Annotated in this window: 28 protein-coding genes; 14 read left to right on the top strand and 14 right to left on the bottom strand. The window is 62.1% G+C overall.

Going from position 1 to position 26,283, the window contains the following annotated elements:
• Positions 1–250 precede the first annotated feature (250 nt).
• The gene (locus tag RG2_RS20785) at positions 251–1,408 is read left to right on the top strand and encodes an acyl-CoA dehydrogenase family protein (RefSeq protein WP_033233276.1); all 1,158 of its coding nucleotides are present in this window, start codon (positions 251–253) and stop codon (positions 1,406–1,408) included.
• Positions 1,409–1,477: 69 nt separating this feature from the next.
• Here RG2_RS20785 and RG2_RS20780 read toward each other — a convergent pair whose 3' ends face one another.
• Genes RG2_RS20780 through RG2_RS20770 form a run of 3 tightly spaced genes read right to left on the bottom strand, consistent with a single transcriptional unit; the run spans position 1,478 to position 4,628 of the window.
• Positions 1,478–2,707 carry a CoA transferase gene (locus tag RG2_RS20780; protein ID WP_033233274.1) on the bottom strand — a complete coding sequence of 410 codons (1,230 nt, stop codon included), beginning with the start codon at positions 2,705–2,707 and terminating at the stop codon, positions 1,478–1,480.
• Between the two features lie 20 nt (positions 2,708–2,727).
• On the bottom strand, positions 2,728–3,756 hold the full coding sequence (locus tag RG2_RS20775) for a MaoC family dehydratase (protein WP_033233272.1): 1,029 nt from the start codon (positions 3,754–3,756) through the stop codon (positions 2,728–2,730).
• On the bottom strand, positions 3,753–4,628 hold the full coding sequence (locus RG2_RS20770) for an HpcH/HpaI aldolase/citrate lyase family protein (RefSeq protein ID WP_033233270.1): 876 nt from the start codon (positions 4,626–4,628) through the stop codon (positions 3,753–3,755). Before RG2_RS20770 ends, RG2_RS20775 begins: the two co-directional genes overlap by 4 nt.
• Positions 4,629–4,848: 220 nt before the next feature.
• Between RG2_RS20770 and RG2_RS20765 the strand changes: the two genes are divergently transcribed.
• Genes RG2_RS20765 through RG2_RS20745 form a run of 5 tightly spaced genes read left to right on the top strand, consistent with a single transcriptional unit; the run spans position 4,849 to position 8,942 of the window.
• Positions 4,849–6,000 carry an acyl-CoA dehydrogenase family protein gene (locus tag RG2_RS20765; RefSeq protein ID WP_033233268.1) on the top strand — a complete coding sequence of 384 codons (1,152 nt, stop codon included), beginning with the start codon at positions 4,849–4,851 and terminating at the stop codon, positions 5,998–6,000.
• A gap of 31 nt (positions 6,001–6,031) precedes the next feature.
• Complete coding sequence (locus RG2_RS20760) at positions 6,032–6,778, top strand: GntR family transcriptional regulator (protein WP_033233266.1); 747 nt, start codon at positions 6,032–6,034, stop codon at positions 6,776–6,778.
• 51 nt (positions 6,779–6,829) lie between these two features.
• Entirely contained in the window at positions 6,830–7,282 is a 453-nt protein-coding gene (locus RG2_RS20755) for a MaoC family dehydratase (RefSeq protein WP_033233264.1), read from the top strand.
• A gap of 38 nt (positions 7,283–7,320) precedes the next feature.
• The gene (locus RG2_RS20750; protein WP_033233262.1) at positions 7,321–8,517 is read left to right on the top strand and encodes an acetyl-CoA C-acetyltransferase; all 1,197 of its coding nucleotides are present in this window, start codon (positions 7,321–7,323) and stop codon (positions 8,515–8,517) included.
• A gap of 56 nt (positions 8,518–8,573) precedes the next feature.
• Positions 8,574–8,942: an ArsR/SmtB family transcription factor gene (locus tag RG2_RS20745; protein WP_033233260.1), complete on the top strand. Its 369-nt coding sequence runs from the start codon at positions 8,574–8,576 to the stop codon at positions 8,940–8,942.
• 15 nt (positions 8,943–8,957) lie between these two features.
• Here the strand turns inward: RG2_RS20745 and RG2_RS20740 are convergent, their stop codons facing one another.
• From RG2_RS20740 to RG2_RS20730, 3 genes are all read right to left on the bottom strand, one after another.
• Entirely contained in the window at positions 8,958–9,368 is a 411-nt protein-coding gene (locus tag RG2_RS20740) for a hypothetical protein (RefSeq protein ID WP_033233259.1), read from the bottom strand.
• A gap of 143 nt (positions 9,369–9,511) precedes the next feature.
• On the bottom strand, positions 9,512–10,183 hold the full coding sequence (locus tag RG2_RS20735; RefSeq protein ID WP_033233258.1) for a pyridoxamine 5'-phosphate oxidase family protein: 672 nt from the start codon (positions 10,181–10,183) through the stop codon (positions 9,512–9,514).
• Positions 10,184–10,224: 41 nt separating this feature from the next.
• On the bottom strand, positions 10,225–11,151 hold the full coding sequence (locus tag RG2_RS20730) for a DNA-3-methyladenine glycosylase family protein (protein ID WP_033233255.1): 927 nt from the start codon (positions 11,149–11,151) through the stop codon (positions 10,225–10,227).
• A gap of 73 nt (positions 11,152–11,224) precedes the next feature.
• Between RG2_RS20730 and RG2_RS20725 the strand changes: the two genes are divergently transcribed.
• Positions 11,225–11,788 (top strand): ribonuclease H family protein, encoded by a 564-nt coding sequence (locus RG2_RS20725; protein WP_033233812.1) that lies wholly within the window; start codon positions 11,225–11,227, stop codon positions 11,786–11,788.
• 12 nt (positions 11,789–11,800) lie between these two features.
• Here RG2_RS20725 and RG2_RS20720 read toward each other — a convergent pair whose 3' ends face one another.
• Entirely contained in the window at positions 11,801–12,934 is a 1,134-nt protein-coding gene (locus RG2_RS20720; protein WP_033233811.1) for an NADH:flavin oxidoreductase, read from the bottom strand.
• Between the two features lie 5 nt (positions 12,935–12,939).
• The gene (locus RG2_RS20715) at positions 12,940–13,467 is read right to left on the bottom strand and encodes a nuclear transport factor 2 family protein (RefSeq protein ID WP_033233253.1); all 528 of its coding nucleotides are present in this window, start codon (positions 13,465–13,467) and stop codon (positions 12,940–12,942) included.
• Between the two features lie 126 nt (positions 13,468–13,593).
• Between RG2_RS20715 and RG2_RS20710 the strand changes: the two genes are divergently transcribed.
• A complete protein-coding gene (locus RG2_RS20710; RefSeq protein WP_051730442.1) occupies positions 13,594–14,499 on the top strand; it encodes an amidohydrolase family protein in 906 nt (301 codons plus the stop codon).
• 45 nt (positions 14,500–14,544) lie between these two features.
• Here the strand turns inward: RG2_RS20710 and RG2_RS20705 are convergent, their stop codons facing one another.
• Positions 14,545–15,288, bottom strand: a complete 744-nt coding sequence (locus RG2_RS20705; RefSeq protein ID WP_033233251.1) for an SDR family NAD(P)-dependent oxidoreductase — start codon at positions 15,286–15,288, stop codon at positions 14,545–14,547.
• A 29-nt stretch (positions 15,289–15,317) separates the two neighbouring features.
• Positions 15,318–16,256, bottom strand: a complete 939-nt coding sequence (locus RG2_RS20700) for a 3-oxoacyl-ACP reductase (protein ID WP_033233249.1) — start codon at positions 16,254–16,256, stop codon at positions 15,318–15,320.
• Positions 16,257–16,737: 481 nt separating this feature from the next.
• Between RG2_RS20700 and RG2_RS20695 the strand changes: the two genes are divergently transcribed.
• On the top strand, positions 16,738–18,321 hold the full coding sequence (locus RG2_RS20695; protein ID WP_033233247.1) for an acyl-CoA synthetase: 1,584 nt from the start codon (positions 16,738–16,740) through the stop codon (positions 18,319–18,321).
• Positions 18,322–18,384: 63 nt separating this feature from the next.
• Here the strand turns inward: RG2_RS20695 and RG2_RS20690 are convergent, their stop codons facing one another.
• Both RG2_RS20690 and RG2_RS20685 read right to left on the bottom strand, forming a co-directional pair.
• Entirely contained in the window at positions 18,385–18,894 is a 510-nt protein-coding gene (locus RG2_RS20690; RefSeq protein WP_033233245.1) for a nuclear transport factor 2 family protein, read from the bottom strand.
• 31 nt (positions 18,895–18,925) lie between these two features.
• Positions 18,926–19,795: a TIGR03619 family F420-dependent LLM class oxidoreductase gene (locus RG2_RS20685; protein ID WP_033233243.1), complete on the bottom strand. Its 870-nt coding sequence runs from the start codon at positions 19,793–19,795 to the stop codon at positions 18,926–18,928.
• Between the two features lie 137 nt (positions 19,796–19,932).
• Between RG2_RS20685 and RG2_RS20680 the strand changes: the two genes are divergently transcribed.
• The 5 genes from RG2_RS20680 (at position 19,933) to bphC (ending at position 24,217) form a co-directional block, all read left to right on the top strand.
• Entirely contained in the window at positions 19,933–20,841 is a 909-nt protein-coding gene (locus RG2_RS20680) for an IclR family transcriptional regulator (RefSeq protein ID WP_033233241.1), read from the top strand.
• Between the two features lie 76 nt (positions 20,842–20,917).
• Entirely contained in the window at positions 20,918–21,778 is an 861-nt protein-coding gene (locus RG2_RS20675; protein ID WP_033233239.1) for an alpha/beta fold hydrolase, read from the top strand.
• Between the two features lie 160 nt (positions 21,779–21,938).
• The gene (locus tag RG2_RS32735; protein ID WP_072782658.1) at positions 21,939–22,043 is read left to right on the top strand and encodes a 4-hydroxy-2-oxovalerate aldolase family protein; all 105 of its coding nucleotides are present in this window, start codon (positions 21,939–21,941) and stop codon (positions 22,041–22,043) included.
• Between the two features lie 39 nt (positions 22,044–22,082).
• Positions 22,083–23,261: an acyl-CoA dehydrogenase family protein gene (locus RG2_RS20665; protein ID WP_033233236.1), complete on the top strand. Its 1,179-nt coding sequence runs from the start codon at positions 22,083–22,085 to the stop codon at positions 23,259–23,261.
• A 35-nt stretch (positions 23,262–23,296) separates the two neighbouring features.
• Positions 23,297–24,217 carry a biphenyl-2,3-diol 1,2-dioxygenase gene (bphC, locus tag RG2_RS20660; RefSeq protein ID WP_033233234.1) on the top strand — a complete coding sequence of 307 codons (921 nt, stop codon included), beginning with the start codon at positions 23,297–23,299 and terminating at the stop codon, positions 24,215–24,217.
• Between the two features lie 64 nt (positions 24,218–24,281).
• Here the strand turns inward: bphC and RG2_RS20655 are convergent, their stop codons facing one another.
• Both RG2_RS20655 and RG2_RS20650 read right to left on the bottom strand, forming a co-directional pair.
• Positions 24,282–25,595 carry a bifunctional o-acetylhomoserine/o-acetylserine sulfhydrylase gene (locus tag RG2_RS20655; RefSeq protein ID WP_045064988.1) on the bottom strand — a complete coding sequence of 438 codons (1,314 nt, stop codon included), beginning with the start codon at positions 25,593–25,595 and terminating at the stop codon, positions 24,282–24,284.
• A gap of 36 nt (positions 25,596–25,631) precedes the next feature.
• A complete protein-coding gene (locus RG2_RS20650; protein ID WP_033233232.1) occupies positions 25,632–26,147 on the bottom strand; it encodes an OsmC family protein in 516 nt (171 codons plus the stop codon).
• Between the last annotated feature and the right edge of the window lie 136 nt (positions 26,148–26,283).

The raw sequence follows: 26,283 nt of genomic DNA, 5'->3' as shown, positions 1-26,283 counted from the left end.
GATCGAAGCACGGCCTCGAAGCGATCGATTGTGTGCGTTGCCGGCTGTCCTATTCAACGTGTTCTGGATCACTTTCGGCAATGTCGCGTCGGTGATCGGAACGATAGCGGTTACCTATGTATCGCAGGTCAGGGGGTATTGGAATGCCCTATCGGACACATAGGTGATGGGTGTTGGATCGCACGCAGCAAATTGAGGCAAGGTGATAAAAAGATCACCCTCGTTTCCCTTGACCGACTGGAGTTCATACATGCAGCGCACCGTGTTCAACGAGGATCACGAGGCATTCCGGGCAACCGTCCGCGATTTCATCGCGAAGGAAGTGACGCCAGTCCACGAGAAGTGGGAAGAAGACGGTCACCCGCCCCGTGATTTCTATCGCCGGTTGGGTGAGCTGGGCGTACTCGGAATTCAGGTTCCGGAGGAATATGGCGGAGGCGGTGAGTCCTCGCTCAAGTTCAATGTCGTCGTAGCTGAGGAAGTTGCCGCGGCCGGGGCGTCGTTCGGCTCGCAGTCCGTCCATACGAACCTGATCCTGCCGTACCTGCTCGAGTACGCAAACGAGGAACAGAAGAATCGGTGGCTGCCCGGGTTTGCATCCGGCGATCTGATGTTCGCGATTGCGATGACCGAACCGGGAACGGGCTCGGATCTGGCGAACATCGCGACGTCGGCCAAGCTGTCCGAGGACGGTACGCACTATGTGCTCAACGGAGCCAAGACGTTCATCACCGGCGGCGTGCTTGCCGATCGCATTCTGGTGGTGTGCCGGACCGCGCCCAGTACCGCGGAGAACCGTCGTAGTGGATTGTCGATTCTGGTGGTCGATACATCGTCACCGGGTTTCTCGGTGGGGCGCAAGATCAACAAGATCGGGCTCAAGACCTCGGACACCGCGGAGCTGTCGTTTGTCGACGTCCAGGTGCCCGTCGAGGATCGGCTCGGCGAGGAAGGTGACGGCTTCAGCTATCTGACCCACAACTTGGCGCAGGAACGACTGACCATTGCTTTCGGTGCGGCCGCGACGGCCACTGCAGCACTTCGATTTGCCATCGATTACGTCAAGGATCGCAAGGTCTTCGGTAAGCCGGTTGCGGCGTTCCAGAACACCAAATTCGTTCTGGCGGAGTGCGCTACCGAAGTTGATGCAATCCAGTTGGTGTCCGACAACGCACTGGAGTGTCATGACCGTGGCACGCTGACCATCGCCGATGCAGCAAAGGCAAAGCTGTTCTGTACTGAGGCGGCCGGTCAAGTAATCGACAAATGCCTCCAGTTGCACGGTGGGTACGGGTACATCACCGAGTACCCCATCGCTCGCCTCTACGCTGATACACGCGTCACGCGAATCTACGGTGGTACAAGTGAAGTCATGAAAACCATCATCGCCAAAGATCTTGGCCTCTGACAGTTCTTGCGTACCTACAACTTCGGCCTCGGGAGAATTTCCCGAGGCCGAAGCTGTAGGTAGGCGTGATCAGAGTGACGGAACGCCGACTGTGCCGTTCTCTGCCAGCTCGGCCGCACGATCTGCAGTCGTGCCGAGGATCTCGGCCAGTACGGTCACGGAATCTTCGCCGACTACCGGGGCGGGTCCGGTCGTGAAGTGAGTTCCGTTGAATGATGCGGGATGGCCGGCGGCGAGGTAGGACCCGATGCGAGGTTGTTCGAGCGTCGTGAACATCGGGTTCTTTTCGAGTTCGCCGGATTCGACGACCTCCGCGAAACTGCGGTAGCGCTCGGACAGGATCGATGTCTTGTCCAGTGCTGCAGCAACTTCGGAACCGCTGTGTTCACGGAACCAACGCGAGAACAGTGCGGTGAGCACCTCGCGGTGGGTGTACCTGTCGGCTTCGGTGGTGAAATCTGCGCCCAAGGCAGCTTCGACGGCTTCGACGGCTTCGGTTGTTCCGGTCACTGCCGTGAGGTCACGGAAATGGCGGGTGGTCAGCGCGACGATCATGAAACGTTCGTTGTCGCTGGTGACGAAATCGATTCCGTACGTTCCGTACACGGCGTTGCCGCCGGACGTGCGGCTGTGTCCGTTGATCTGGACCTCGGTGAAGTACCCGAGTGTGCCCGCTGTTGCGAGCGCAACGTCTTCGAGGGGGAGGGTGATCTGTGAACCCTCTCCGGTGGTGTCGCGTTTGCGTGCTGCGGAGGTAATTGCCAGTGCCGCATGCAACCCGCAGGCCATGTCCCAGGCCGGAAGTACGTGATTGACGACGCCGGCATGGTCCGAAGGTCCGGTCATCATCGGAAATCCCAACCCGGCGTTGACGGTGTAGTCGACTCCGGGGGAGCCGTCGCGGCGGCCCAGGATTTCGAGGGTGATGACGTCTTCTCGCAGGGCGGCGAGGGTAGCGTGGCTCATCCACGCGCGTCCGCCCGCGTTGGTGACCAGGATGCCGTTGCCGGGGCCGGGTGCGGTGACCAGTTGTTGCACCAATGCCTGTCCCTCGTCGGAGCGCATGTTCACGGCGAGTGACTTCTTGCCCTTGTTCAGGCCCGTCCAGTAGATGCTCTCGCCGTGATCGGTCACCGGCCAACGGTTGTAATCGGAAGCGCCGCCGATGGGATCGATTCGGATGACCTCGGCGCCGAGTTGGGAGAGTGTCAGCCCGCACAGGGGAGCCGCGACGAAGCTGGAGATCTCGATGATGCGGAGTCCGGCCAACGGGCCTGTGGATGTGTTCTGGGTGGTCATGATGGTCCTTAGCGTGTCGGTCATGCCATCAGAGCTGTGAATCGCCAGTCCAGCACGGGAGTGTCGGTGGCAGAGCTGTTGTGGGAGAAAACAAGTGATCGAAGCTCGACGGCAGTGCCGTGTTCGAGTGGAGTGGCGCTCTCGACGCGGAGTTCGCTCGTGAGCGTATCGCCTTCGTGGACGGGTCCGGTGTGATCACACGAATGCCACCCGAGAACGGTGACCAGGTTCGGGAGTGCCCGAGTTGCCTGCGCGAGGGCGATACCGATGGTGTGGCCACCGTAGACAAGACGACCATGGGCGCCGACGCGTTCGTCGTGATGTGTCGCCGCGATGTTGAGGCTCAACCGGGCGAGCTCGGGTGCGCTGGAGACGACGTCGCCGCTGCTGCGGTGGATCGAACCGACCAGTGCCTGATCGAAGTGCTTGCCGGGAACCTTGTTTCGGTAAGCGTCGAGGTTCCAGTCTTGCGGCGTCACGTACGGGGCGAGCGCGTCAGGGCCGATGGACGACAGATCGTCGTCGTGCCGCGTGCGCCCGTCGTCGGGATTGCCGCTCAGTGGCAGCATCGCACAACGGTAGAAGTCCAGAACGGTGTTGCCGTTCTGGTCGGTGGACGTCATCCGCAGTGCCGCAAGGCCGGTGGGGGCGCGGCCGGGCTTGGACGAGTTTTCGCGCAGTCCCACCACCTCGGTACGCGTGTACAGGGTGTCGCCGAGAACGGGGAACCGGTGGAATCGCAGTCCGCGGTAGAACAGGTTGGCCTTCACGTGGTGGGTAACCACCGTGGACTGGCCGATCGCGATGTCGGTGACCAAACCAGGATTGGCAACGGGTGCAGCACTTCCCGTGACTGCAGTCGAGAGATGGGCGTCGAGGGAAAGTCGCATCCGGTCGCCGAGGATGGCCTGATGGGTGGCGGCAAGGCCACTCGTCAGCGTGACGGCGGGAGCTTCGTCGAAAACCTTCCCGTGGGTGAGCTCGTCGAAATACGGTCCACCGACATAATGATCGGCGGCGTAATGGTCGCTCCCGTTCTGTACGCTCATGCCCTGACTCCTTCTGCTCGGGCGAGTGTGCGACGCGCTGCCACGGCGACGGCTTCGTCGAGCATCTGACCGTCGAGTTGCGCCGCGCCGGCGCCGGAGGCTTCGGCTTCTTCGAGTGCGCCCAGGACCCGTCGGGCGTCGGCGACATCGGAGTCCGATGGTGTGAATGCCGCAGTAGCGGAATCGATCTGCGCCGGGTGGATAACCCACTTTCCGTCGAATCCGAGCGCGCTGGTCCAGGCCGCGGAGTGGCGGAAGGCGTCGTCGTCGGCAATTCCGAGAAACGGCCCGTCGATAGCAGCGATACCGGCGGTGCGGCAGGCGATCAGAATTCTGTCCTGCACGGCCAGCCAGTGCTCCGGGAGAGCGGTGCGTGAGCGTCCCAGTGCTGCACCGAGATCGGCGTATCCGATGACGATTGCCTGCAGGCGCGTCGTCGATCGGGTGACGGCGTCGACGTTCGAGACGCCCAACGGTGTCTCGATGAGCGCTTGAAGGGTGACGGAGTTTCCGCCTGCTGCCACGAGAAGTCGCTGCGCTTCGAGGAGTTCCTCGGCAGACTCCACCTTCGGGACTATCGCACTGGTCAACGATTCGCCGAGTGCGCCGCACGCGGTCATGTCGGCGACGAACCACGGGGTGGTCGGTCCGTTGACGCGCACGGACACGGTTCGGGAAGCGCCGAACTCGCGAACAAGTTCGGCGACAAGCTCGCGGGCGGTGTTTTTGTTGGCCGTGGTGACGGCGTCCTCGAGATCGAGGATCACCTCGTCCGCGGTCGAGTTCAGCGCTTTGCGTACTTTGCGCTCGTCGCTGCCGGGCGCAACCAGGGCTGTGCGGCGTCGGACAGATCGGTACTCGTTGTTAGTCACGTGTGTCGATTACCTCGATCAGGGCCCAAATGTACGGCCAGTTGAAAATGTGGTGAGTTGCCGTGAATCAGTCGAAATTTCGTGGCTATTTCCAGAATTGCACTGGTTTTTCCACGATGCTGGCAGCATTTGTGGGTGACTGTCAAGGCGAAGTGTTGACAAAGGGTCAACAATGGCTAAATATGGCCGTACAAACTTTGAACAATGTCGAGGCGGATTCATGCTCAAGCTCAACGACGAAGAGACCTTCCTGGTCGACACGGTGCGATCGTTCATAGATCGCGAGGTCAAGCCCTCCGTGCAGGAGGTGGAGCACGCGAACGAATATCCCGAAAAGTGGATCGACCAGATGAAGCAGATCGGGATCTACGGCCTCGCCATTCCCGAGGAATACGGTGGATGCCCTGTATCGATGCCGTGCTATGCGCAGGTAACCCAGGAGCTGTCCAGAGGTTGGATGACGCTAGCGGGTGCAATGGGTGGCCATACGGTGGTAGCCAAGCTCATCACCCTGTTCGGCACCGAGGAACAGAAACTGAAGTATCTGCCGCTGATGGCAACCGGTGAAATTCGAGCCACCATGGCTCTTACCGAACCCGGCGGTGGCTCCGATCTGCAGGCGATGACCACGAACGCCAAGAGCGACGGCACGGATCTGGTCATCAACGGAGCAAAGACCTGGATCACCAATGCGCGGCGATCCGGTGTGATCGCACTGTTGTGCAAGACGGATCCTTCGGCAAGTCCGCGGCATGCCGGTATCTCGATCGTCCTGGTCGAACAGGGCGAGGGGCTCAACGTTTCCCGTGATCTCCCCAAGCTCGGCTACAAGGGCGTCGAGAGTTGTGAGTTGTCCTTCGACAACTACCGCATCTCCGAAGACGCGATCCTCGGCGGCGTGCCCGGCAAGGGCTTCGGACAGATGATGAAGGGCCTCGAAACCGGCCGTATCCAGGTGGCTTGCCGGGCGCTCGGTGTTGCGACCGCTGCACTCGAGGATTCGCTTGCCTACGCGCAGCAGCGTGAAAGCTTCGGCAAACCGATCTGGAAGCATCAGTCGATCGGTAACTACCTCGCGGACATGGCGACGAAGCTGACCGCGGCTCGGCAATTGACCTGGCACGCGGCAGAGAAGTACGACAGCGGCGAGCGGTGCGACATGGAAGCCGGAATGGCCAAGCTGTATGCGTCCGAGGTTGCCATGGAAATTGCGTTGTCCGCGGTCCGCATTCACGGTGGCTACGGTTATTCGACGGAATACGACGTAGAGCGCTACTTCCGGGACGCCCCACTGATGATCGTGGGCGAGGGCACCAACGAGATTCAGCGCAATGTCATCGTCGCGCAGCTGGTTGCGCGCGGTGGTCTGTGACCACTCGGTGAGCCAGTAGAATCTGAATGCTATGAGCGGTAAGGAAAGAGAGACGGAGCCGGCGTATCAACGCCTCTCCCGTGAGCTTCGTCAGCAGATATCCGCCGGAACTTACCGCGACGGCCTTCAGCTACCCACCGAATCCGAACTGGCGGCGCGGCACGGCGTGAGCCGCCAGACGGTTCGACGAGCATTCCACGACCTGGTTTCCGAAGGCATCGTGTATCGGGTCCCGGGTCGTGGCACGTTCGTGACGGAGAACACCGGCCAGTATCTGCGGCATCTGGGGTCCATCGAAGACCTGATGAACCTGTCGAAGGACACGACAATGGAAGTCGTCGCGCCACTGGTTCGGCGTGTGGACATCGAAGCGGCAAGCAGGCTCCGGTTGGATACGGATGTGGTGTATACGGTGGTATTTCGCCGATTTCACGAGGGCATTCCCTTTGTACAGACCACCGCACACCTGCCCGAAGCTGTTGCCCGTCACATCGTCGACGCACCCGAAATGTTGGCAGGTGCCGTCAGCTCCTATACCGTGATCGGGTTATTGGAGCCACTGTTGGACAGTCCGATAATCGAAGCAGCGCAGTCGATTACGGTGGCACCGGCTACTGCTGACGTTGCCAGGGACGTGAATTGTGAACCCGGGCATGCGATGTTGCGCGTCGATCGCCTGTATACCAACGCTGCCGGTCTGGCCAACGAATTGTCCGTCAGCTACTTCCTGCCCGAGCAGTACACCTATCGAGTGACGCTACGACGAGGCGCGCACTAGCGGTTCCCGCGGTCGTATCTCGTTGTCACCCAAAATCTCTCAGGAGAGACCATGCGAGTATTCAACGGAATCGACGACGTCGAGTCGGCAGTAGGCGAGCACCTCGGATACAGCGAGTGGTTTCCGGTCACCCAGGAGCGAGTCGACAAGTTTGCCGACGCGACAGAAGATCACCAGTGGATTCACGTGGATCCCGAACGCGCCGCGCAGGGTCCGTACGGCGGCACCATTGCACACGGCTACCTGACCCTGTCACTGCTGCCCGTGCTCGGTGCCCAGGTGATGCGCGTCGACGGCATTGCCATGACTGTCAACTACGGCAGCAACAAGGTTCGATTCCCCGAACCGGTCAAGGTCGGTTCGTCGGTTCGCGCAGGCGCTGAAATTCTGTCGTTCGAGCGCACTGCGAAGGGCGCGACGATTGTCGTGCGCTACACGATCGAGATCGAGGGGGCACCAAAGCCTGCTCTTGTTGCCGAGACGGTTCGCCTGCTTGTCTCCTGAGTCATTCTCACACGTACAGAACAAGATTCGAGGAAATCATGAAACGAGCAGCGCTGGTTGCGCCGGTTCGGACCGGGGTGGGCCGCTTCGGCGGTGCACTGCGTGACGTACCTGCCGAGACTTTGGCAGCCACAGTGATCAAGGAGACGGTTCGTCGCAGCGGCATCGACCCTGCCCGCATCGACGATGTTGCGATGGGGCAGTCGTACGCCAATTCGGAGGCACCGTGCATCGGCCGGTGGGCAGCGCTCGAGGCCGGGCTTCCCATCTCGGTTGCCGGTTTCCAGACGGATCGCCGCTGCGGAACGGGCCTGCAGGCCATCATCACCGCGGCGATGATGGTTCAAACAGGCGCTGCTGATGTGGTTCTCGCGGGCGGTGTCGAATCGATGAGTGGCATTGAGCACTACACCACCGGAGCGCGGTGGGGCACCAAAGCCGGTGGGCTGCAACTGTTCGACAGGCTCGATCGTGGGCGTGAGCGGTCACAACCGGAGTGGCGATTCGGCAAGATCAGCGGCATGATCGAAACCGCGGAGAACGTCGCGCAACGCTGCGACATCAGTCGCGAGCAGTCTGATCAGTTTGCGGTGGACAGTCATCGCAAGGCAACGGCAGCGCGAGATTCCGGCCGTTTCGACACCGAGATCGTCTCCGTGGAACTGACCGATCGTAAGGGCAACGTCACGGAGTTCCGCAGCGACGAGGGAATTCGCGACGACACGTCGATGGACACACTCGGTCGGTTGCGGACCGTCACGAAGGGTGGCGTCGTCACGGCCGGAAATGCCAGTCAGCAGAATGACGCTGCGGCTGCGATGTTGGTGGTTGCCGAAGATCGACTGGACGAGTTGGGTCTCGAACCGATCGGCTTCCTGGACAGTTGGGCTGCCGCCGGCTGTGAACCCGCGCTGATGGGACTCGGACCCGTCGCAGCAGTATCGAAGCTCTTTGCCCGGACCGGCGGCAGCTTCTCCGATTTCGAGTTGGTGGAGCTGAACGAGGCATTTGCGTGCCAGGTTCTCGGCGTCGTGAAGGAATGGGGCTTCGAGGACCTCGATCGGCTGAACGTCAACGGGTCCGGAATTTCACTCGGACATCCCGTCGGTGCGACGGGTGCCCGCATGACGACTACAGCCCTGCATGAACTCAGTCGCCGCGGTAGCGGAAAAGCGCTGCTGACCATGTGTATCGGCGGCGGGCAGGGCCTGGCCGCTGTGGTGGAATCCGCCTGAGCGTCCCCTGGGTACACTCCGTATGAGGGATAACAGCACTACGAAGGCGGTCGGGCATGGAGTCAAGCGGCGCTTTGAACATCGCCGATGTCCGGCGCGGGCAGGCGGCGCTCGAGGGCCTGGACGTGACTGTGTGGTCCAACAGGTTTGAACTGCTGTCCGATGCCAACCGCCTTCGGCTTCTCCTGTGTTTGCATCACGCGCCGGGGATCTGTGTCACGGACCTGTCCGTGGCATTGGGAATGAGCGGGACGGCTGTCTCGCATGCACTTCGGCTGCTTCGGAGCCAGGGGTGGGTGACTGCGACGCGAGACGGCCGTTCGATGCGTTACCAATTGGCTGACGACACCGTTCACCAGCTACTTCACTCGATCGGCGCCACGCACTTCGGCGACGATCCTACACATGGTCACTCGCACGACTGAACTACAACGCCTGAACTACGGAGTGGCGAAGAATTTCTCCACTGCCGGTGCGGCATTCGGGTTTCCGTTCATGATGCCGTTGCCCAGACCGATACCCGTTCCGATGGCTCCGCCGACGATGCATCCGGCGATGAAGTTGGGGAAGATCGACAAGCACCCAATCCCGATACCCGTGGCCGCACCGCCGAGCGTCGACTGCAAGCCGCCGTTGTTCCACCCGATATTGATTTCGTTCGTCATGGTGTCGAACGCAGCTTGTTTGGCATCGTTACCGGGGAAAAGCGTCGCTGCAGTCGGACTGTTCGTGCTTACCGGTTGGTTGAACGGATCGAAGCCGGTGTTCGGAGCTGCAACAGCCGTTCCGGCGCCTGCGCCGACGGCAGCAACGACAATCGCGGTCATGGTCAGAGTTCGGGACAGTTTCATGGGGAAAGCCAATCTGTCTGTGTGGAACTTTCGGGCACAAGCGGACCCGTCGAGCACTGCGATGCGCTCGCAAGCAGAGCCTTGCACGCGACGGGTCGTGACAAGTGGCTACCCGGCCCCCACACTCCTGAAACCGCCCAGTCTCATTCGTTATTCGACACCCGAGCGCGGAGCGCTTCGTTCTCGGCGGCGAGCCTGGCAACGTCCGCCTGGAGTGAGTCGATCTGTTCCTGTAGTGGCCTGCGGGCCAGCGCCAGAGATTCGTCCATTCGTTCCTTGTCGTAGCGCGGAGTGATGTTTCGCGCGCAGTTCCAATCGAATGCTTCCACGTCGATGACTATCGAGCGCTGCGCCTTGGCCGACATGATGCCGCCGGGAACCTCCAGAAGTTGTTGCAGCAGCGCGGGGTCGGCATCGGCGTCGACGACATGAGCGCGGCCGTAGATTTTCAGGCGGGTTCGTGTCGGATAGTCGACGACAAAGAGCGAGACGCGGTTGTTGGTCTCGAGATTGCCGAGCGTCACGAACTGTTGATTGCCGGGCAGGTCGGCAAAGCCGATTCGGTTCGGGCCCAACACGTGGAGAAACCCGCGGGGACCACCACGATGCTGGATGTACGGCCAACCGTCGTAAGTGACCGTGGACAGGAAGAACGAATCGACAGATGTAACGAAACCCTGAGCGCGAGAATCGAATTCCATGGGGCCGGCATCGGGATGATCGAGTTTGGATCCGTAGATCGTGAAACTGCCCGACTCGCGCTGGCGCTCGACCGCAGCGGGTGAGAACGCGATGTGTGCGTATCGACTCGACATGATTACTCTCCCTGCGCTCAGTGCCAACTATGATCTTGCGCTCAGTGCCAACGATGATCGGCGATTGCGGTGCGAGGCCCGAACTTCGGTTTGACGGCCTGGCCGCTGACCTGCAGGAGCCGGACCGCCCGATACCGATGCGGTTGCAGGGGAGCGAGGTACTCGACCATACGAGCGTCGTCGATCGGTTCCCCGAGGAGGGACCAGCCGACTACTGCGGCGAGATGGTAGTCGCCCACCGACAGAGCGTCCGAATCCCCGAACGCACGCTGGGCAACTTCGGCGGCCGTCCAGATTCCGACGCCGGGGACGGCTCGCAGACGCCTCGTGGCCTCCGCCCGTGAGAACGTCGACGCTTGCTCGAGTCGATCGGCAACCCGAGCGCACTGCACGATCGTCTTGGATCTTGCCGGGTCGACGTTCGCGCGATGAAACTCCCACGACGGCATCCGTCGCCACTGATCCGCGGTGAGTGGAACTCGCATTCCGTCAGGCGCCGGTCCGGGAGCTCGTTCTCCGAACTTGGTCAGCAGACGTCTCCACGCTGCAAAGGCGTCGACGCCGTGGACACGTTGTTCGAGGATGGCGGGGACGAGGGCCTCCATGACGCGTCCGGTGCGTCCGATCCGCAGATGCGGGAAGCGTCGATGAGCTTCGGCCAGCTTGGGATGTTCGGGAGCAAAATCGTCGGCTTCGTCGTCGAGCCCGAGCAATGCTTCGGCTCCGCTCAGGAACTCCGTAGCGCCGACGCCCCACGACTGCACGCGCACGGTGTGGCGATCCGACTGTGTAATGCGGTAGGTCACAGGACCCGAAAGTTGGCGGGAAACTCGCCAGATCGCGCCGTCCGGGGTACGCCTGTGAGCGGGGTCGCCAGGTCCGCGCTGATGCGGGCTGAGCGTCAGCGCGGCATCGAGTGGTCGCTGAGAAGTCACCGTGACTTCGGCAGCCTCGAGTTTCGGCGTCATCGTCGGCCAGCGTATCTGCAACGGTCGCCCCGCGTTCAGACACATGTCGGTGGGGCAACGTAAGGTCCGAGCCATGATCATCGTGAGCACCGACGGATCCTGTCTGCGCAACCCCGGCGGAGCTATCGGCTGGGCTTGGGTAAATCACGAGGGTCCGTCGATGTCGGGCGGCGAATCATCCGGAACCAACCAGATCGCCGAGTTGAGGGCGCTCTTCGAGGCCGTTGTCGCTCACCCCGGAGACGAGCCTTTGCTCATCGAATCGGACTCCCAGTACGCCATCAAATGTGCATCCGAGTGGCTGCCGAGTTGGAAGCGCAAGGGCTGGAAAACCGCGGGCGGCGGCGCTGTCAAGAACCTGGAACTGGTGCAGAGCATCGACCGTGCCATCACCGATCGTGTCGGGCCGGTGCGTTTCCGTTGGGTCCGCGGGCACGTGGGCAACCACTACAACGAGATGGCCGACAAGCTGGCAGGCGAAGCCGCCCGTGCGATTGTCTCCGGGGACATCGAGTCGGTACCACTTGCTGCGCAGACACCGGTGCCGGTGAAAAAAGAAGTAACCGCCGTGAACTCCTCGTACAAGGAGAAGTCCACGACGGCTGTCGAACCGGAAGATCTGTTCACACTGTTCTAAAAGGCGTAGCCCCTAGATCAAGCTGCCCTCATGCACCGCTCGATCGAATGCCGGCAAGGGGCCGCCGGCACGCAGGGTGGTGGCGAGTGCCGGATCAGCCAAGTGCAAGCGGCCGATCGCGATCAGATCGAACTCTCCGCTACCGATGCGCTCCTCGAGCTGGGGGATGTTGTCCACGACGGGTGCAACGCCTTCGATGCGACTGTCGCGCAGTGACTTTCCGAGGCCGACGCTGCCCACGGCCATGGTGACGGCGCCAGTCAGCTTCTTGGCCCAGCCGGCGAGCGAGAGGTCGCTGCCTTCGAAGGCGGGAACGTCGAAGCGTCGGATGCTGGCGTCCAGCACATCGACCCCGGCATCGACCAAAGCGCCCAGGATCACGCCCAGCTCTTCCGGGGTTTCCGCGATCTTCGCGGTGAAATCCTGCTGCTTGTGCTGGGAGAAGCGGTAGATGATCGGCAGATCGGGGCCGATGGCTTCGCGGATCGCCGCAACGACGGCTGCGGGGAATTTGGTACGACGCTCCAAGTCGCCGCCCCACGCGTCGTCGCGCCGGTTGGTGCCTTCCCAGAAGAAGGAATCCAGTAGGTAGCCGTGGCCGCCGTGGATGGCGATGCCGTCGAAGCCGAGCTCGACAGCGTGCTTCGCACTGCGGACGTAGGCGGCGATCACGTCTTCGATGTCCTGCTCGGTCATCGCGTCGGTTGTTGCCTGGGCGCGCTCGACGTAGGCGGCAGAGTACGAGGTGACACCGAGCGGACCCCACTCACCGGACGGGCGCATCGGCTTGAGCGAAGGATCCATCTGCGTCATCGCGCCCCACAACGGGCCGACGTGCCAGAGCTGCGGCACGATCTTGCCGCCGGCGCCGTGAACGTCGTCGATGACCTTGCGCCAGCCGGCCTGAGCGGCGGGCGTATGCAGGTTGGGGACGTTGGCATGGTCGACCGCAGTTACGTGGTCGATCGCAACGCCTTCGGTGACGATCAGGCCGGTGCCGCCCTCAGCGCGTCGACGGTAGTAGTCGGCGACATCCTGACCGGGGACGCCCTCGATGGAGTAGGTGCGCGTCATCGGGGACATGACGATGCGGTTGGGCAATTCGAGCGAACGAATGCGCAAAGGCTGGAAAAGGGGACTGGTCATGTCAATCACAGTGCTTTCATGAATCGGAAGAATCCGGGGTCCTGATCGACGCGCAACCTCGTGAGAGTGCGGTAGCTGATCAGCCACTTACCGTTCTCTTTGCGGTATTCCTCGTGGTAGTGGCCGTAGCCGTGCAGGTGCAATTCCTTCTCACCGTCGTTCCACCACAGCATGTCCTCCATCGCCCAGATTCCCGTGGCGGTGGTGGGGGAGGTCAGCACGATTTCAGGTGTGTGTGCGTGGTGCGCCGTGGTGAGAGGAATCTCGCCGTCGAGCATGTTCCGGATGGCGTTGGTGAGTTTCTCGATACCGACCACCTGATTGGAGGTGTCACCGGTCTTGGGTTGCTTGTCCGTGGGGAGGCCGCCCCAGGTTTCGCTGACGACGTCCTCGGTGTGCAGTGTCGGGTAGATATGCCACTGCTTGGTGTCCATGCAACGCAGGCGAGCCGAGAAGACCTTCTTGATTTCCTCGATTGCGAGTAGTTCCTCGACAGGACTGAGTGACGCGACTTCGGACTCGGTCAAAGACATGCAACCTCCAGCAGTAATCGGCAAGATGCCTTCAGATTCGAGTGCGTACGGCCTTGCCGTCAATCACCTGTCTCAGTGAGCGCGACAACACTCGGTATGGTCGAGCAAACGGAAGGAGCGCTCGCTATGTGCGTAGATACGGATTCGGTCCCCGGGGCCGAGGAGATCGCCGCGGTTCGGGACTTTTGGGATGAGCTGGGTGTTCCGGGTTTGATCGACGTTCACACCCACTTCATGCCCAAGAGTGTCATGGACAAAGTGTGGGGGTACTTCGACTCGGCGGGTCCGATGATCGGTCGACCATGGCCGATCACGTATCGCCTGGTGGAAGAGGAACGCGTACAGCGGCTGCGTGAATTCGGAGTCCGCGCCTTTACCTCGATGATCTACCCGCACAAGAACGCGATGGCTGAGTGGCTCAATCAGTGGGCCGTCGAGTTTGCCGCCCAAACGCCGGATTGCCTACATACGGCCACGTTTTATCCCGAAGAGACGGCCGCGTCGTACGTCGGGAAAGCGTTGGAGTCGGGCGCGCGAATCTTCAAGTCCCACATCCAGGTCGGCAATTACGACCCTAACGATCCGCTGCTCGACAACGTGTGGGGCCAACTCGAGGACGCCGAGACACCCATCGTCATTCACTGTGGCTCAGGGCCGGCGCCGGGTACGTTCACCGGGCCGGATCGAATCGCGTCGTTGCTGGCACGCTACCCGAGGTTGCCGCTGATCATCGCGCACATGGGTATGCCGGAGTACAGCGAATTCCTTGATCTTGCAGAGGCGTACGGGAATGTGCGCCTGGACACCACCATGGCGTTCACCGACTTCACGGAAGAGCAGTGTGCCTTTCCGAAGTCGGATATCTCTCGCCTGATCGACATGCAGGACCGGATACTCTTCGGGAGCGATTTCCCGAACATTCCGTACCCGTATCTCAAATCGTTGCAAGCACTTACGCGGTTCGATCTCGGGGACGAGTGGTTGCGCGCCGTCGTACACGACAACGCGGCCAAGCTCTTCTCGGTGAGCTGAGCTCACCGAGAAGAACTTCGACTCAGCGCAGTGAAGAGCTTCGGCTCAGCGCAGTTTGATACTGCCGCCGTCGGCCATCAACGTCTGACCGGTCATGTACTGCGAGTCGTCGCTCGCGAGGAACACGACGACGGGAGCGATGTCGGTTTCGGGATCACCGATACGTCCGAGAGGAACCTTGGCAACCGATGCGGCTGCACGCTCGGGGAAGGCTTCCTGCCACTTGACGACGCCTTCGGTTGCGGCGAACGGGCAGACCACGTTGACCCGAATGCCTTCCGGCGCCCACTCGTTGGCGACGACGCGGGTCAGACCGCGCACAGCTTCCTTGGCCGCTGCGTACGATGTCTGGGTGGGCATACCGTCCAAGCCTGAACCGGAGGCGAAGTTGATGACCGAACCCTTGGTCTTCGCCAGTTCGTCGTGGCACGCCTGCATCAGGTGGACAACCGGGTAGAAGCCGGTGTTGAAGGACAGGTCGAACATGTCCTGCGTGGTTTCCAGCAGCGGGGCCTGACGAGACGCGTGGGCGTTGTTGACCAGGATGTCGAGCTTGCCGAACGCCTCGAGTGCGGCGTCGCGGATCTGCTCGGCCGAACCTGCGGCGGCAAGGTCGACGTTGAGGAACTTGCCGGCGCCGGCCAGTTCCTGCTCGAGGGCCTGGCCCTGCTCGTCGTTGATGTCGACGAACAGGACCTTCGCGCCTTCACGGGCAAAGACTCGGGTGATTGCGCGACCGATTCCGCCGGCGCCGCCGGTGACAATCGCTACCTTGCCGTTCAACCTCATGAAAACGCTCCTTCTGTGTTTGATGCTGTTTAGACGGTTGCGGTCTCGTCGACTGCGAGTGCGATCTTCTCGAGGCCGGCGATGCTGTAAGCAGCGTAGGTCTCGTAGGGGCCACGGCCCGAGAAGTACGACGAGAGCTGACCACCGAGCTCTTCGACGGTGAACGCGGATCCGGCTGCGTCGAAACGGTTCTCGACCTTCGGTGCTTCCATCAGCGCCACCATCTTGCCGTAGACGACAAAGACCTGTCCGTTGATCTCGTCCGAGGCGGGCGAAGCCAGGTAGCTGACCAGAGTTGCAACACGCTCGGGTGCAAGCGGATCGAGACCGGTGACGCCGGTGTTGTTCTCGCCGAACGCATCTGCTGTCATTGCTGTCCGGGCGCGCGGGCAGATTGCGTTGCTGCGGACGCCGTAACGGGAGAGGCCGGCTGCGCTCGAGAGCGTCAGAGCCGTGATGCCGGCCTTGGCTGCCGAGTAGTTGGGCTGTCCGGCGCTGCCGAAGAGGAAGGCTTCGGAGGAGGTGTTGATGATGCGTCCGTAGACGGGAGCATCGGCTGCCTTGCTTGCGGCGCGCCAGTGCACTGCAGCTGCATGGGAGGTTGCGGCGTGGCCCTTGAGGTGCACGCGAATGACGTCGTCCCAGTCGGATTCGGTCAGGTTGAAGATCATCTTGTCGCGCAGGATGCCCGCGTTGTTGACGAGAATGTCGAAGGAGCCGAAGTTCTTGACGCCTTCCTCGACGAAGCGCGCACCGAGAGACCAGTCGGAGACGTCGCCAGTGATGGCGATGGCCTGTCCGCCTGCGGCCTTGATCTCGTCGACCACGTCATTGGCTGCGGGGCCCATGTCGTTGACGATGACGGCTGCGCCGGCGGCTGCGAGGCCGAGTGCCTCCGCGCGGCCGAGTCCGGCGCCAGCACCGGTGACTGCGGCTACTTTGCCTTCCAAGCTCAGTGATTGCGTCATGTCATGCTCCTTCGATCCGGGTCAGAAATTAGTATTCATTCTAATTTGTTCAATCTATTTTGGCGTAAATTCGGCAAAACTAGCAGAGTCAAAATCAGAATTAGTTCTAGTTTTGATCAGAAATGCGAGCCAGAACACTGCAGTCCCGGTCAGTGGGAGCGGTGATGTAGGTCACGAGCTGGACATGCCACCTTGTGGCTACGCGCCGACCGGGCGCGCACGCACTTGCGTCACCGCCGACACTGCCCGGAGCAACCCATGTTCAACGACTCGCCTGCTCGGAAGCATCTACGCCCCAGCCAATCGTCGGAGATCCTCACAGCAGGATCCGCTCTGGCTGCATCGGGTGGAACAACGGGAGGATCTGCGCAGCTCCTGGCATCGTTGTTGGGACGTCGGATCGGCGGATGACGCACTCGAAGTACCACTAGATGCGGCCGGGCCGGACCTGCCGCACCTGAAATAACGGAAGGCACCAACAGTGTCACTGAATTTGGCAGATCTGTACGAGGGCGTAACGGACTTGATCTCGGACCGCACGGCAATCGTGTGCGACGGGCGTCGACGGACATACGCGGAACTCGACGAAGGCTCGAACCGCATCGCCCATCACCTCGCGAGTGTTGGCGTCGGACCGGGAGATCACGTCGCCTTGCACATGCGCAACAGCATCGAATACGTCGAGAGCCTGTTGGGCTGCCTCAAGATTCGCGCAGTGCCGATCAATGTCAACTACCGCTACGTCGATGCCGAGCTGACGTACCTCTACAACGACTCCATGGCGGTCGCACTCATCGTCGACGAGGAGTTTGCCGACACCGTCGCGTCGATCCTTCCCACAACGCCCGGCGTCAAGCATGTTGTCGTCGTCGGCGAAGCCGAGCTTGCCGGCGTCGACAGCATCAGTTACGACGTTGCAACGCAGGCGCAGTCGGCCAAGCGAGACTTCGGGCCGCGCAGCGAAGACGACCTCTTTGTCATCTACACCGGCGGCACGACGGGTATGCCCAAGGGCGTCATGTGGCGTCACGAGGATTTCTACTTCGCAGCGCTCACAGGTGGAAACCCGTTCGGCCCTCCGCACGTCAAGGCCGAAGATCTGTACGCCGCTGTGCCGCACGTCCCCGCGATGAACATGCTCAGCACTGCACCGCTGATGCACGGCGCGGCGTCCTACTCGTTGTTCACCGGATTCTTCATGGGCGCCAACGCAATCCTGATGGCGCGTTTCGACGCGAAGAAGACGCTCCAGCTTGCCGGGAGTGAAAAGGCCGTCTCCATCACCGTTGTCGGCGACGCGATGGCACGCCCGCTCGCCGACGAATTGGCTGCGAACGCGGCCGAATACGACCTCAGCACGGTGGGCATGGTCTCGTCCGGCGGAGCGTTGTTCTCGCTCTCACTGCGTGAGCAGTTGAAGTCGATTCTTCCGAACCTGATCATCCGCGACGGTTTCGGTTCGTCCGAGTCCGGCGTCGACGGCAATCTCGAGATCGGCGCGGACGGCTTGATGCGGATCGCCGCTCGCGACGAGACTCGTGTCGTGGACGATCGGATGCGTCCGCTCGAGCCCGGTTCACCCGAGACCGGGTACATCGCTCGTTCCGGTCACGTTCCGGTCGGATACTTCAACGATCCCGTGAAGACGGCAGCGACGTTCCCCGTCGTCGACGGCGTCCGCATGTCGGTTCTCGGCGACATCGGGCGGGTCGAGGCCGACGGCTCGATCGTTCTGCTGGGGCGCGGTTCTCAGTGCATCAACACCGGTGGCGAGAAGGTGTACCCCGAAGAGGTCGAGCAGGCACTCAAGAGTCATCCGGCTGTTCTCGACGCCTTGGTTGCCGGAGTGCCGGACGACAAGTTCGGCGAGCGCGTGGCTGCGGTCATCACCACTCGTGACGGTTTCGCTGTCCCGGACCTCGCCGAGATCGGTGAGCATTGCGCGTCTCAGGTCGCGCGGTACAAGGTGCCTCGTACCGTCGTGAGCGTGTCGGAGATCCGTCGTTCTCCCAGTGGCAAGGCCGACTACCGCTGGGCCAAGGCAACTTTGACGGAAGCTAACTAGTTCGACGTCATCCAGCGCGTTTTGTGAGGGACGCGCTGGATGACGCTCGGGCAGAGCGCAGAACTAGTTCGTTACTCCTGCGGCCAAGAGGGCGCGGGCTTCGGGGCGGCCGTCGAGGAGCGCGTTCGTACGCAATTCGACCTTCCAGACGCCGTCGTTCTTGACCAGTTCCCACCGGTTCGCGGTGATGCGGAGAACCTTGAATCCGGACGGGTTCTCGGGATCCTTGATCACGAGCTGCGAGTGGCAGGTTGCGACGGCTTTGTTGCCGTCGATGCGGATGTGTGCCGGCGTCATCATGTGCGCTGCGCCGTTCATGATCCAGTTCTGATGAGCGGCACTGCGCACCATGGCGCGGAGTTCGCCACGGCCGTGCATTGCTCCCGTGTCGACGTCGTAGACACCGTCCTCGAGCCACAGGTTTGCGACCTCGTCGGCAGATCCACTGTCGACGGCCGGGCTGTACGCGGTGAGCAGTTCGGTGATGGCCAGCTTGTCTTCGAGCAATTCGACTCGGGCAATCAGTGATTCAACCAGGGCAAGTGAGTTGCTCAGTGCGGTGGCGTCGGTCATCGGCATTCCTTACGTAGACGAAGTGGATCAATCAGGTGAAATCGATGCCCTCGGCGAGGGCGATGCGGTGAAGTTCCTCGAGTTGTTCCGCGAAGTGCTCAGCGCTCGACGCGCTGATCGACGTGCTGGCGATCGTGGCACCGGCGTCGCGGACTCGGGTCAGTGAGCGGACGACGCGTTCCGGGTCGCCGAGCGGATCGAAGGCTGCGCCAGTGGACAAGATGACGTCGAAGTTCTCGGGGAGCGGCGCTGCCGCGAGCATGTCCGCGAGCTCCGAGAGGCGCAGTCCGAAGGGAACCCAGCCGTCGCCATGGGTGAGTGCGCGGCGCAGTGAGCGCTTGGTGCGGCCACCGATCCAGAGAGGCACTCGCGGTTGGACGGCGTGCGGCTCGACAACAAATCCCGAGTAGTCGTAGAACTCGCCGTGGTACTCCGGGAGCGGAGTGGAGAGCGAGGTGCGCAGCGCTGCGAGGGCGTCGTCGGCGCGAGCTCCACGATCGGTGAACGGAGCGTTTATGAGATCGAATTCTTCTTTTAGCGTCCCGACTCCGAGGCCGAGGACAAGTCGCCCGTTGCTGACCCGATCCAGCGTTCCGTAGCGCTTCGCGATCTCCAGTGGGTGGTGGTATCCCAGCACGAGCACTTGAGTTGCGAGCCGAATAGTGCGTGTTCGAGCCGCAAGATATCCGAGTGTTGCGAGCGGATCCCAGTAGGTTCCGCCGCGTTCTCCGGCTATTTCTGTGGGAACTGCGATATGTTCACTGCAGGTCAGGTGGTGAAAACCGAGGCGATCAGCAGTTTCGGCGATCTGTGCGACCTCGTCGATCTCAGCCGTCGCTTCCCAATCTGATCGGGTGCTGGGGTGCTGGATCAGTACCGGTGTGACGAGTCCGAGGTGCATCGAGCGTTTATAGCTGCGACGAGCAGTTCTGGCACAGAAATTTCCGGTGATCGGGATGAGATTGTCGGATTGGCTTTCCAGATACTGTGACCTGGGTTATAGTCACTAGAATCAATTCCAGTTTCCGGGAGGCGTCAATGACCATCGTTGAAATCAACGACACCATGACCACTGCTCAGCCGACCAGCGCTCAGGCTAAAAAGGATCTTCCGCCGTCGATGGTCGAGCGGATGACGCTGATTCTCGACGCCTTCGACGGACGCGCAGCACGGCTCACCCTGGAAGAGGTGGCGTGCCGCACGCAGTTGCCGCGCTCCACCGTCCACCGCATTCTCGATCAGCTCGTCAAGCTCGACTGGGTAGATCACGCATCGTTCGGCTACTGCCTCGGACGGCGTGCACTCGGCCTCGGTGGCGGCGACGGTGGCCACAGCCAGATTCGTGAAGCTGCTGCACCCCTCCTGCACGAACTGCACCTTCAGACCGGAATGGTTGTGCACCTCTCGGTGCTCGACGGCCGTGAAACTGTTTATCTCGACAAGGTCGGCGGCCGGTTTGCCGCTGCACTCCCGTCGCGCGTCGGTGGCCGGGTTCTTGCGCACTCCACCGCGGGCGGCAAGGCGATGCTCGCGTGGATCGATCCGGAGCGCGTCGACGCCTTGTTCGGCGCGACCCTTCCGCGCTGTACCGAGAACACCATCGCGGAGATCGGCATCTTGCATCAGGAACTCAACCGCATCCGTCAGCGCCGGGGCTTGGCCTTCGAGCGCGGTGAATCCGCTCGCGGCCTGGCATGCGTGGCCGCTGCGATTCGTGGGCATGAAGGCCCCGTCGGCAGCATTGCGTTGTGCGGCGACATGCGGACGGCTCAGCTCGAGCGAGTCGCCCCGTTGGTAGTCGACGCGGCCCGTGAGGTCTCGCGCTCGCTGTACCCCGAGCTGGGTGCGCCTCGCCGTGGCCGCAAGGCTCCTCCGATCCCGACAAACACCTTCTCGGCAGACACGATGGACCGACTTCTGGCGGCGTCCACCGAGCAGTGGATCTGAGTTTTCTTGCCCTTTCTGTCTCGCTGATCGGGACGGTTCGTAGCAGCTCAGCGGCGGTGATGGCACCGTTCCGGGTATGACGACTGAACTGAGCTACGAGGACACTCTGAAAGAGCTGCAGACCGATCTCGGTGTGCTTCGGTATCACGAGGCCGGCGACGGTCCGCCGCTGGTGTTGCTGCACGGATCAGGTCCCGGAGTCACCGGCTGGCGCAACTACCGCGGCGTTCTCGCGGACTTCGCCGAGCACTTCCACTGCTACGTTCTCGAGTTCCCCGGCTTCGGCGTCAGCGACCCGGGCGACGGCCATCCGATGATGATGGCTCAGGCTTCGGTCAGCGCGTTCCTCGACGGACTCGGTCTCGGTCCGGTCCACCTGATCGGCAACTCCATGGGCGGCATTGTCGCCACCAAGGTCGCGATCGACGAACCGCACCGCGTCAGCAAGCTCGTCACCATCGGTGGCATGGGCAAGAACACCTTCTCGCCCGGCCCCGGTGAAGGCATCAAGCTCCTCATGGAATTCACCGACAACCCCACCCGCGAAGCCCTGATCCGTTGGCTGCAGTCGATGGTCTTCGACCCGGCCGTTGTCACCGAGCAGCTCATCGAAGAGCGTTGGGCGCTCGCCACCGAGCCGACGACCCTCGAGATCGCACGCCGGATGTACAGCAGCAAGGCCATGGCCGCTATGGGCGCCGCCGCTGCTGCGTCGACGGATGTTCCGTACTGGGCACAGTTGAACAAGATCAAGGCTCCGACACTGCTCACCTGGGGTCGCGATGACCGCGTCAGCCCCGTCGACATGGCGATTCTGCCGATGCGCGACATTCCCAACGGTGAAGTGCACATCTTCCCCAGGTGCGGTCACTGGACGATGATCGAGGCCCGCGACGCCTGGGTCTCGGCAGTTCTGGCATTCCTTACCCGCCCGTAAGGGCCTTCGGCCCCCGTGCGCCTTTCCGGCAGTTCCCACTACCAAAAAGGCGCACAGGGGCTGCTCCCACTCACCGGGAAGCATTTCTGCACTACCGATCCGCACCTGCCACGGTTTCACCAACAGATTTTCACCTCGCCAGATCTTCCAGGAGGACGCGATGCTCAGTGATACGCAGCGAGTTTTCCGCCGCAAGGTAGTTGGTGGGCAGGAAGACCAGTTGATCGACATCGCGCTTGGACTCGCCGCGAAGAAGTCTGCCTAGGCATTCGCCGGGTACCGAAACCAGAAAGCCGAGAAAACCATGGGACAGGTTCTAGACAACATCTCTCAGTTCGCCGACGAGATCCGCGCAGGCGGCGTCGAGGGCGACAAGATCATGCAGCTGTCGGACGGCAACGCGAAGCGTCTTCGCGATTCCGGCGTCATCCGCATGTTCCAGCCCAAGGAATTCGGTGGGCTCGAATCGCACCCGCGTGAGTTCGCCGAGACGGCAATGGCTATCGGCGCGATGGACGGCGCAACCGGCTGGGTCAGCGGCATCGTTGGCGTCCACCCGTGGGAGCTTGCATTCTTCGACAAGAAGGCGCAGGAAGAGGTCTGGGGCGAGAACCCGGACACCTGGATGGCTTCCCCGTACGCACCGATGGGTGTTGCTCGTCCCGTCGACGGTGGCTACATCCTCAACGGTCGCTGGTCATTCTCCTCAGGAACGGATCACTGTGACTGGGTCATGATCGGCGCGATGGTCGGCGACGCCGAGGGCAAGCCCCTCATGCCGCCGAAGCACCTGCACGTCCTGCTGCCGCGTAGCGATTACGAAATCGACCAGGACAGCTGGAACGTCGTGGGCCTGCGAGGCACCGGTTCCAAGGACCTCATCATCAAGGATGCTTTTCTCCCCGCCTACCGCACCATCGACGCGTCCAAGGTGTACGACGGCAGCGCGTGGAAGGAAGCCGGCCGCACGGAGACCCTGTACAAGTTCCCGTTCTCCTGCATCTTCCCGCTCGGCATCACCTCCTCGTTGATCGGTATCGCCGAAGGCGCATTGGCCTGCAACATTGCAGCCCAGCGTGAGCGCGTCACAGTCAGTGGTGTCCCGATCAAGGAAGATCCGTACGTACTCTTCGCCATCGGCGAGGCTGCTGCGGAGATCGCGGCTTCGCGCGCGGCGATCCTCGAGACGGTCGACCGTTTCTGGGACATGACCGAAAAGGGCCAGGAAGTTTCGTTCGAACTTCGTTCCATCGGCCGACGCACTCAGACGGCTGCCGCGTGGCGTGCAGTGCGCGCAGTGGACGAGATCTTCGCTCGCTCCGGCGGCGGCGCCCTCCAGCTCAGCACTCCGATGCAGCGATTCTGGCGTGACGCGCACGCGGGTCTCTCGCATGCCATCCACGTGCCCGGATCGATCTTCCACGCGTCGACCCTGACGCAGCTCGGTGGCGAGCCGCAGGGCATCCACCGCTCGATGATCTAGTCCCACAAATACTTTCGAAGCAAGGACGGTTAGGCATGACTGAAATTCGGGGCCTGGGGTATCTCAGGATCCAAACGCAGGACGTGGCTCGCTGGCGCGAGCTCGTGGTTGACGGACTCGGTCTCGCGGTCGGCAGCGGCCCGGAACCCGACGGCCTCTACCTCCGTCTGGACGAGCGTCGCTCGCGACTGATCGTCCTTCCGGGTGAGTCGGACAAGGCGCTGGCAGTGGGCTGGGAAGTGCGAGATCAGTTCGCGCTCCAGCGTGTTCGCGAAGCCGTCGAGAAGGCCGGGGTCGAGGTCGAGGTTCTCTCCGAGACCGATGCCAGCTACCGCGACGCCGAGCAGGTCATCGCGTTCAACGATCCCAACGGCAACCGTGTCGAGGTCTTCTTCGGGCCGGTTCTCGACCACAGCCCGTTGGTCACCCCGCACGGTGGACGCTTTGTCACCGGCGATCAGGGACTCGGCCACGTCGTGCTCCCCGTCACGCGTTTCGACGAAGCACACGCCTTCTACACCGAGGTTCTCGGCTTCCTGCCGCGCGGCTCCATTCGCCTCGGCGGTATCGACGCGCCGCCGCCAGCTCGCCGTGTCCGCTTCATGGGTGTCAACCAGCGTCACCACAGCCTGGCTCTGTGCCCGGCCCCGCCGGTCGACGAGCCTGGTCTGGTGCACCTGATGATGGAAGCCGAGACCCTCGACTCTGTCGGTCAGGCACTCGATCGTGTCGCCAAGCTCGGCTTCACGATCTCCTCGACCTTGGGGCGCCACACGAACGACAAGATGGTGTCGTTCTACGTGCGCGCTCCCGGTGGTTGGGACCTCGAATTCGGTTGCGAGGGAATGCTGGTCGACGAAGCGTTCTACACCGCTGAGGAAATCACAGCGGACAGCTACTGGGGCCACGACTGGTCCGCAAGCGAACCGCTTGCGGCCTTCACGCCCAAGAGCTAGTTTCACCCGGCAAAAGGCTCGGCCCCGACTTTCGCGTCGGGGCCGAGCCTTTTGTTGTCGGCGATCAGGAAGCTGCTGCAGCCAAACCGATTTCGAGGTCGGCGAGGATATCGTCGATTCCTTCGATTCCGACTGCCAGGCGGACGAGTCCCGGGGTAACGCCCGACGCGAGCTGCTCCTCGGGAGTGAGCTGCGAGTGCGTCGTCGACGCGGGATGGATGACCAGCGAGCGGACGTCACCGATGTTGGCGACGTGGCTGTGCAGAGTCAGGGCGTTGACGAACTTCTTACCCGCATCGACCCCACCGGCCAGCTCGAACGCCACGATCGCGCCGGTGCCCTTGGGCGCCAGCTGCTTTCCGCGCTCGTGCCACGGAGATGACGGCAGTCCGGCGTAGGCCACCGACGTAACCTCGGCGCGGCTGTCGAGGAACTCGGCCACCTTCTGCGCATTGGACACGTGGCGCTCGATACGCAGGCTCAACGTTTCGATGCCTTGCGAAATCAGGAACGCGTTGAACGGTGCGATTGCCGAACCGAGGTCGCGCAGAAGCTGAACGCGGGCCTTGAGAGCGTAAGCGGGCGCACCGAGGTCGGCAAAGGTGACGCCGTGGTAGCTGGGATCCGGGGTGGTGAAATTGGTGTGGCGACCCTGGGTCCAGTCGAAAGTTCCGCCGTCGATGATGACGCCGGCAATCGCGGTGCCATGTCCGCCAAGGTATTTGGTGGCGGAGTGTACGACGATGTCCGCGCCGTGCTTCAGCGGCTGAATGAGATACGGAGTTGCAACGGTGTTGTCCACGATCAGCGGGATGCCGTTCTCATGGGCAATCGCACTGATGCCGGGGATGTCGAACACGTCGTTCTTCGGGTTGGAGATGGTTTCGCCGTAGAACGCCTTGGTGTTCGGACGGATTGCCTCGCGCCAGTGATCGAGGTTGTCCGGGTCTTCGACGAAGTCGACGGTGATACCGAGCTTGGGCAGCGTGTAGTGGAAAAGGTTGTACGTGCCGCCGTACAGACGCGGGCTCGAGACGATGTGGTCACCGGCTTCGGCGAGGTTGAGGATCGCGAACGTCTCCGCAGCCTGACCGGACGCGACCAGTAGAGCCGCAACTCCGCCTTCGAGGGCAGCGATGCGCTGTTCGACGGCATCCTGCGTCGGGTTCATGATGCGGGTGTAGATGTTGCCGGGTTCGGCGAGGCCGAACAGCGCGGCGGCGTGGTCGGTGCTGTCGAAGACGTAGCTGGTGGTCTGGTAGATCGGAAGTGCCCGAGCATTGGTGGCGCTGTCGGGGCCCTGCCCGGCGTGGACCTGCTTGGTTTCGAACGACCAGTTGGCGGTCGGATCAATTTCGGCTGGGGTGTTCTCGCTCATGAATTCATACTCCGTAGTGAGGGTGATTGATGCGGGTCAGGCGGTTTCGACGACTGTATGCACTGGAACAGGATTGCGGGTGAGATCAAGCACGGGGCAATGGGCGTCGACCGTCTCCTGCAACTCCAGGTAGCGCTCACGCGATTCCGGGCCGGTCAGTGTGACAACCACACGAACCTCGGAAAAACCGGGGCGGACAGCGTCGTCGAATCCGAAGAAGCCGCGCACGTCGAGGTCGCCCTCGGCGCGTGCCGAGATGTCGTCGAGTCGGATGCCGAGCTTGTCCGCCCAGACTCGATACGTCACCACCTGGCAGGACAGAAGTGAAGCGAGGTAGTACTCGACCGGATTGGCGGCAGTGTTCTCGCCGCCGAGGGCCGGCGGTTCGTCGACCTCGACGCTGTATTTGCCGAGCGTGACTGTGCTGGCAACGGCATCGTGGGCTTGCGCCGACGCCTTGAAGACGACATGAGCCTTGCCGGAGTCCTTGCCGATCGCGTCAGCGTTCGCGGCAACAACGGAACTCAAGTGTGAAACGGATGCGGTGGTCATGACAGAAAGATCCCCTGATCTGGGTGAGCATACGAATACCTTCCGCGGGCGGTGACCGCGGAAGTAGGTCCGATCAGAAGATCGGACACCCAGAGGTACAGACGTGCGCAAAATCGACATGGCGACGCCGCGTCAG

Source organism: Rhodococcus globerulus NBRC 14531 (genome assembly GCF_001894805.1).
Classification (GTDB): domain Bacteria; phylum Actinomycetota; class Actinomycetes; order Mycobacteriales; family Mycobacteriaceae; genus Rhodococcus_F; species Rhodococcus_F globerula.
This window is presented reverse-complemented; position numbering and strand designations above follow the sequence as displayed.

Excerpts from the sequence above, each read along its gene's own strand:
- RG2_RS32735 (WP_072782658.1), top strand. The coding sequence starts at position 21,939 with ATGCTCAGTGATACGCAGCGAGTTTTCCGCCGCAAGGTAGTTGGTGGG.
- RG2_RS20750 (WP_033233262.1), top strand. The coding sequence starts at position 7,321 with ATGAAACGAGCAGCGCTGGTTGCGCCGGTTCGGACCGGGGTGGGCCGC.
- RG2_RS20775 (WP_033233272.1), bottom strand. The coding sequence starts at position 3,756 with ATGAGCGTACAGAACGGGAGCGACCATTACGCCGCCGATCATTATGTC.
- RG2_RS20725 (WP_033233812.1), top strand. The coding sequence starts at position 11,225 with ATGATCATCGTGAGCACCGACGGATCCTGTCTGCGCAACCCCGGCGGA.
- RG2_RS20785 (WP_033233276.1), top strand. The coding sequence starts at position 251 with ATGCAGCGCACCGTGTTCAACGAGGATCACGAGGCATTCCGGGCAACC.
- RG2_RS20755 (WP_033233264.1), top strand. The coding sequence starts at position 6,830 with ATGCGAGTATTCAACGGAATCGACGACGTCGAGTCGGCAGTAGGCGAG.
- RG2_RS20690 (WP_033233245.1), bottom strand. The coding sequence starts at position 18,894 with ATGACCGACGCCACCGCACTGAGCAACTCACTTGCCCTGGTTGAATCA.
- RG2_RS20705 (WP_033233251.1), bottom strand. The coding sequence starts at position 15,288 with ATGAGGTTGAACGGCAAGGTAGCGATTGTCACCGGCGGCGCCGGCGGA.
- RG2_RS20675 (WP_033233239.1), top strand. The coding sequence starts at position 20,918 with ATGACGACTGAACTGAGCTACGAGGACACTCTGAAAGAGCTGCAGACC.
- RG2_RS20685 (WP_033233243.1), bottom strand. The coding sequence starts at position 19,795 with ATGCACCTCGGACTCGTCACACCGGTACTGATCCAGCACCCCAGCACC.
- RG2_RS20730 (WP_033233255.1), bottom strand. The coding sequence starts at position 11,151 with ATGACGCCGAAACTCGAGGCTGCCGAAGTCACGGTGACTTCTCAGCGA.
- RG2_RS20745 (WP_033233260.1), top strand. The coding sequence starts at position 8,574 with ATGGAGTCAAGCGGCGCTTTGAACATCGCCGATGTCCGGCGCGGGCAG.
- RG2_RS20650 (WP_033233232.1), bottom strand. The coding sequence starts at position 26,147 with ATGACCACCGCATCCGTTTCACACTTGAGTTCCGTTGTTGCCGCGAAC.
- RG2_RS20740 (WP_033233259.1), bottom strand. The coding sequence starts at position 9,368 with ATGAAACTGTCCCGAACTCTGACCATGACCGCGATTGTCGTTGCTGCC.
- RG2_RS20655 (WP_045064988.1), bottom strand. The coding sequence starts at position 25,595 with ATGAGCGAGAACACCCCAGCCGAAATTGATCCGACCGCCAACTGGTCG.
- RG2_RS20760 (WP_033233266.1), top strand. The coding sequence starts at position 6,032 with ATGAGCGGTAAGGAAAGAGAGACGGAGCCGGCGTATCAACGCCTCTCC.
- RG2_RS20680 (WP_033233241.1), top strand. The coding sequence starts at position 19,933 with ATGACCATCGTTGAAATCAACGACACCATGACCACTGCTCAGCCGACC.
- RG2_RS20735 (WP_033233258.1), bottom strand. The coding sequence starts at position 10,183 with ATGTCGAGTCGATACGCACACATCGCGTTCTCACCCGCTGCGGTCGAG.
- RG2_RS20665 (WP_033233236.1), top strand. The coding sequence starts at position 22,083 with ATGGGACAGGTTCTAGACAACATCTCTCAGTTCGCCGACGAGATCCGC.
- RG2_RS20780 (WP_033233274.1), bottom strand. The coding sequence starts at position 2,707 with ATGACCACCCAGAACACATCCACAGGCCCGTTGGCCGGACTCCGCATC.
- RG2_RS20710 (WP_051730442.1), top strand. The coding sequence starts at position 13,594 with ATGTGCGTAGATACGGATTCGGTCCCCGGGGCCGAGGAGATCGCCGCG.
- RG2_RS20715 (WP_033233253.1), bottom strand. The coding sequence starts at position 13,467 with ATGTCTTTGACCGAGTCCGAAGTCGCGTCACTCAGTCCTGTCGAGGAA.
- RG2_RS20700 (WP_033233249.1), bottom strand. The coding sequence starts at position 16,256 with ATGACGCAATCACTGAGCTTGGAAGGCAAAGTAGCCGCAGTCACCGGT.
- RG2_RS20720 (WP_033233811.1), bottom strand. The coding sequence starts at position 12,934 with ATGACCAGTCCCCTTTTCCAGCCTTTGCGCATTCGTTCGCTCGAATTG.
- RG2_RS20765 (WP_033233268.1), top strand. The coding sequence starts at position 4,849 with ATGCTCAAGCTCAACGACGAAGAGACCTTCCTGGTCGACACGGTGCGA.
- bphC (WP_033233234.1), top strand. The coding sequence starts at position 23,297 with ATGACTGAAATTCGGGGCCTGGGGTATCTCAGGATCCAAACGCAGGAC.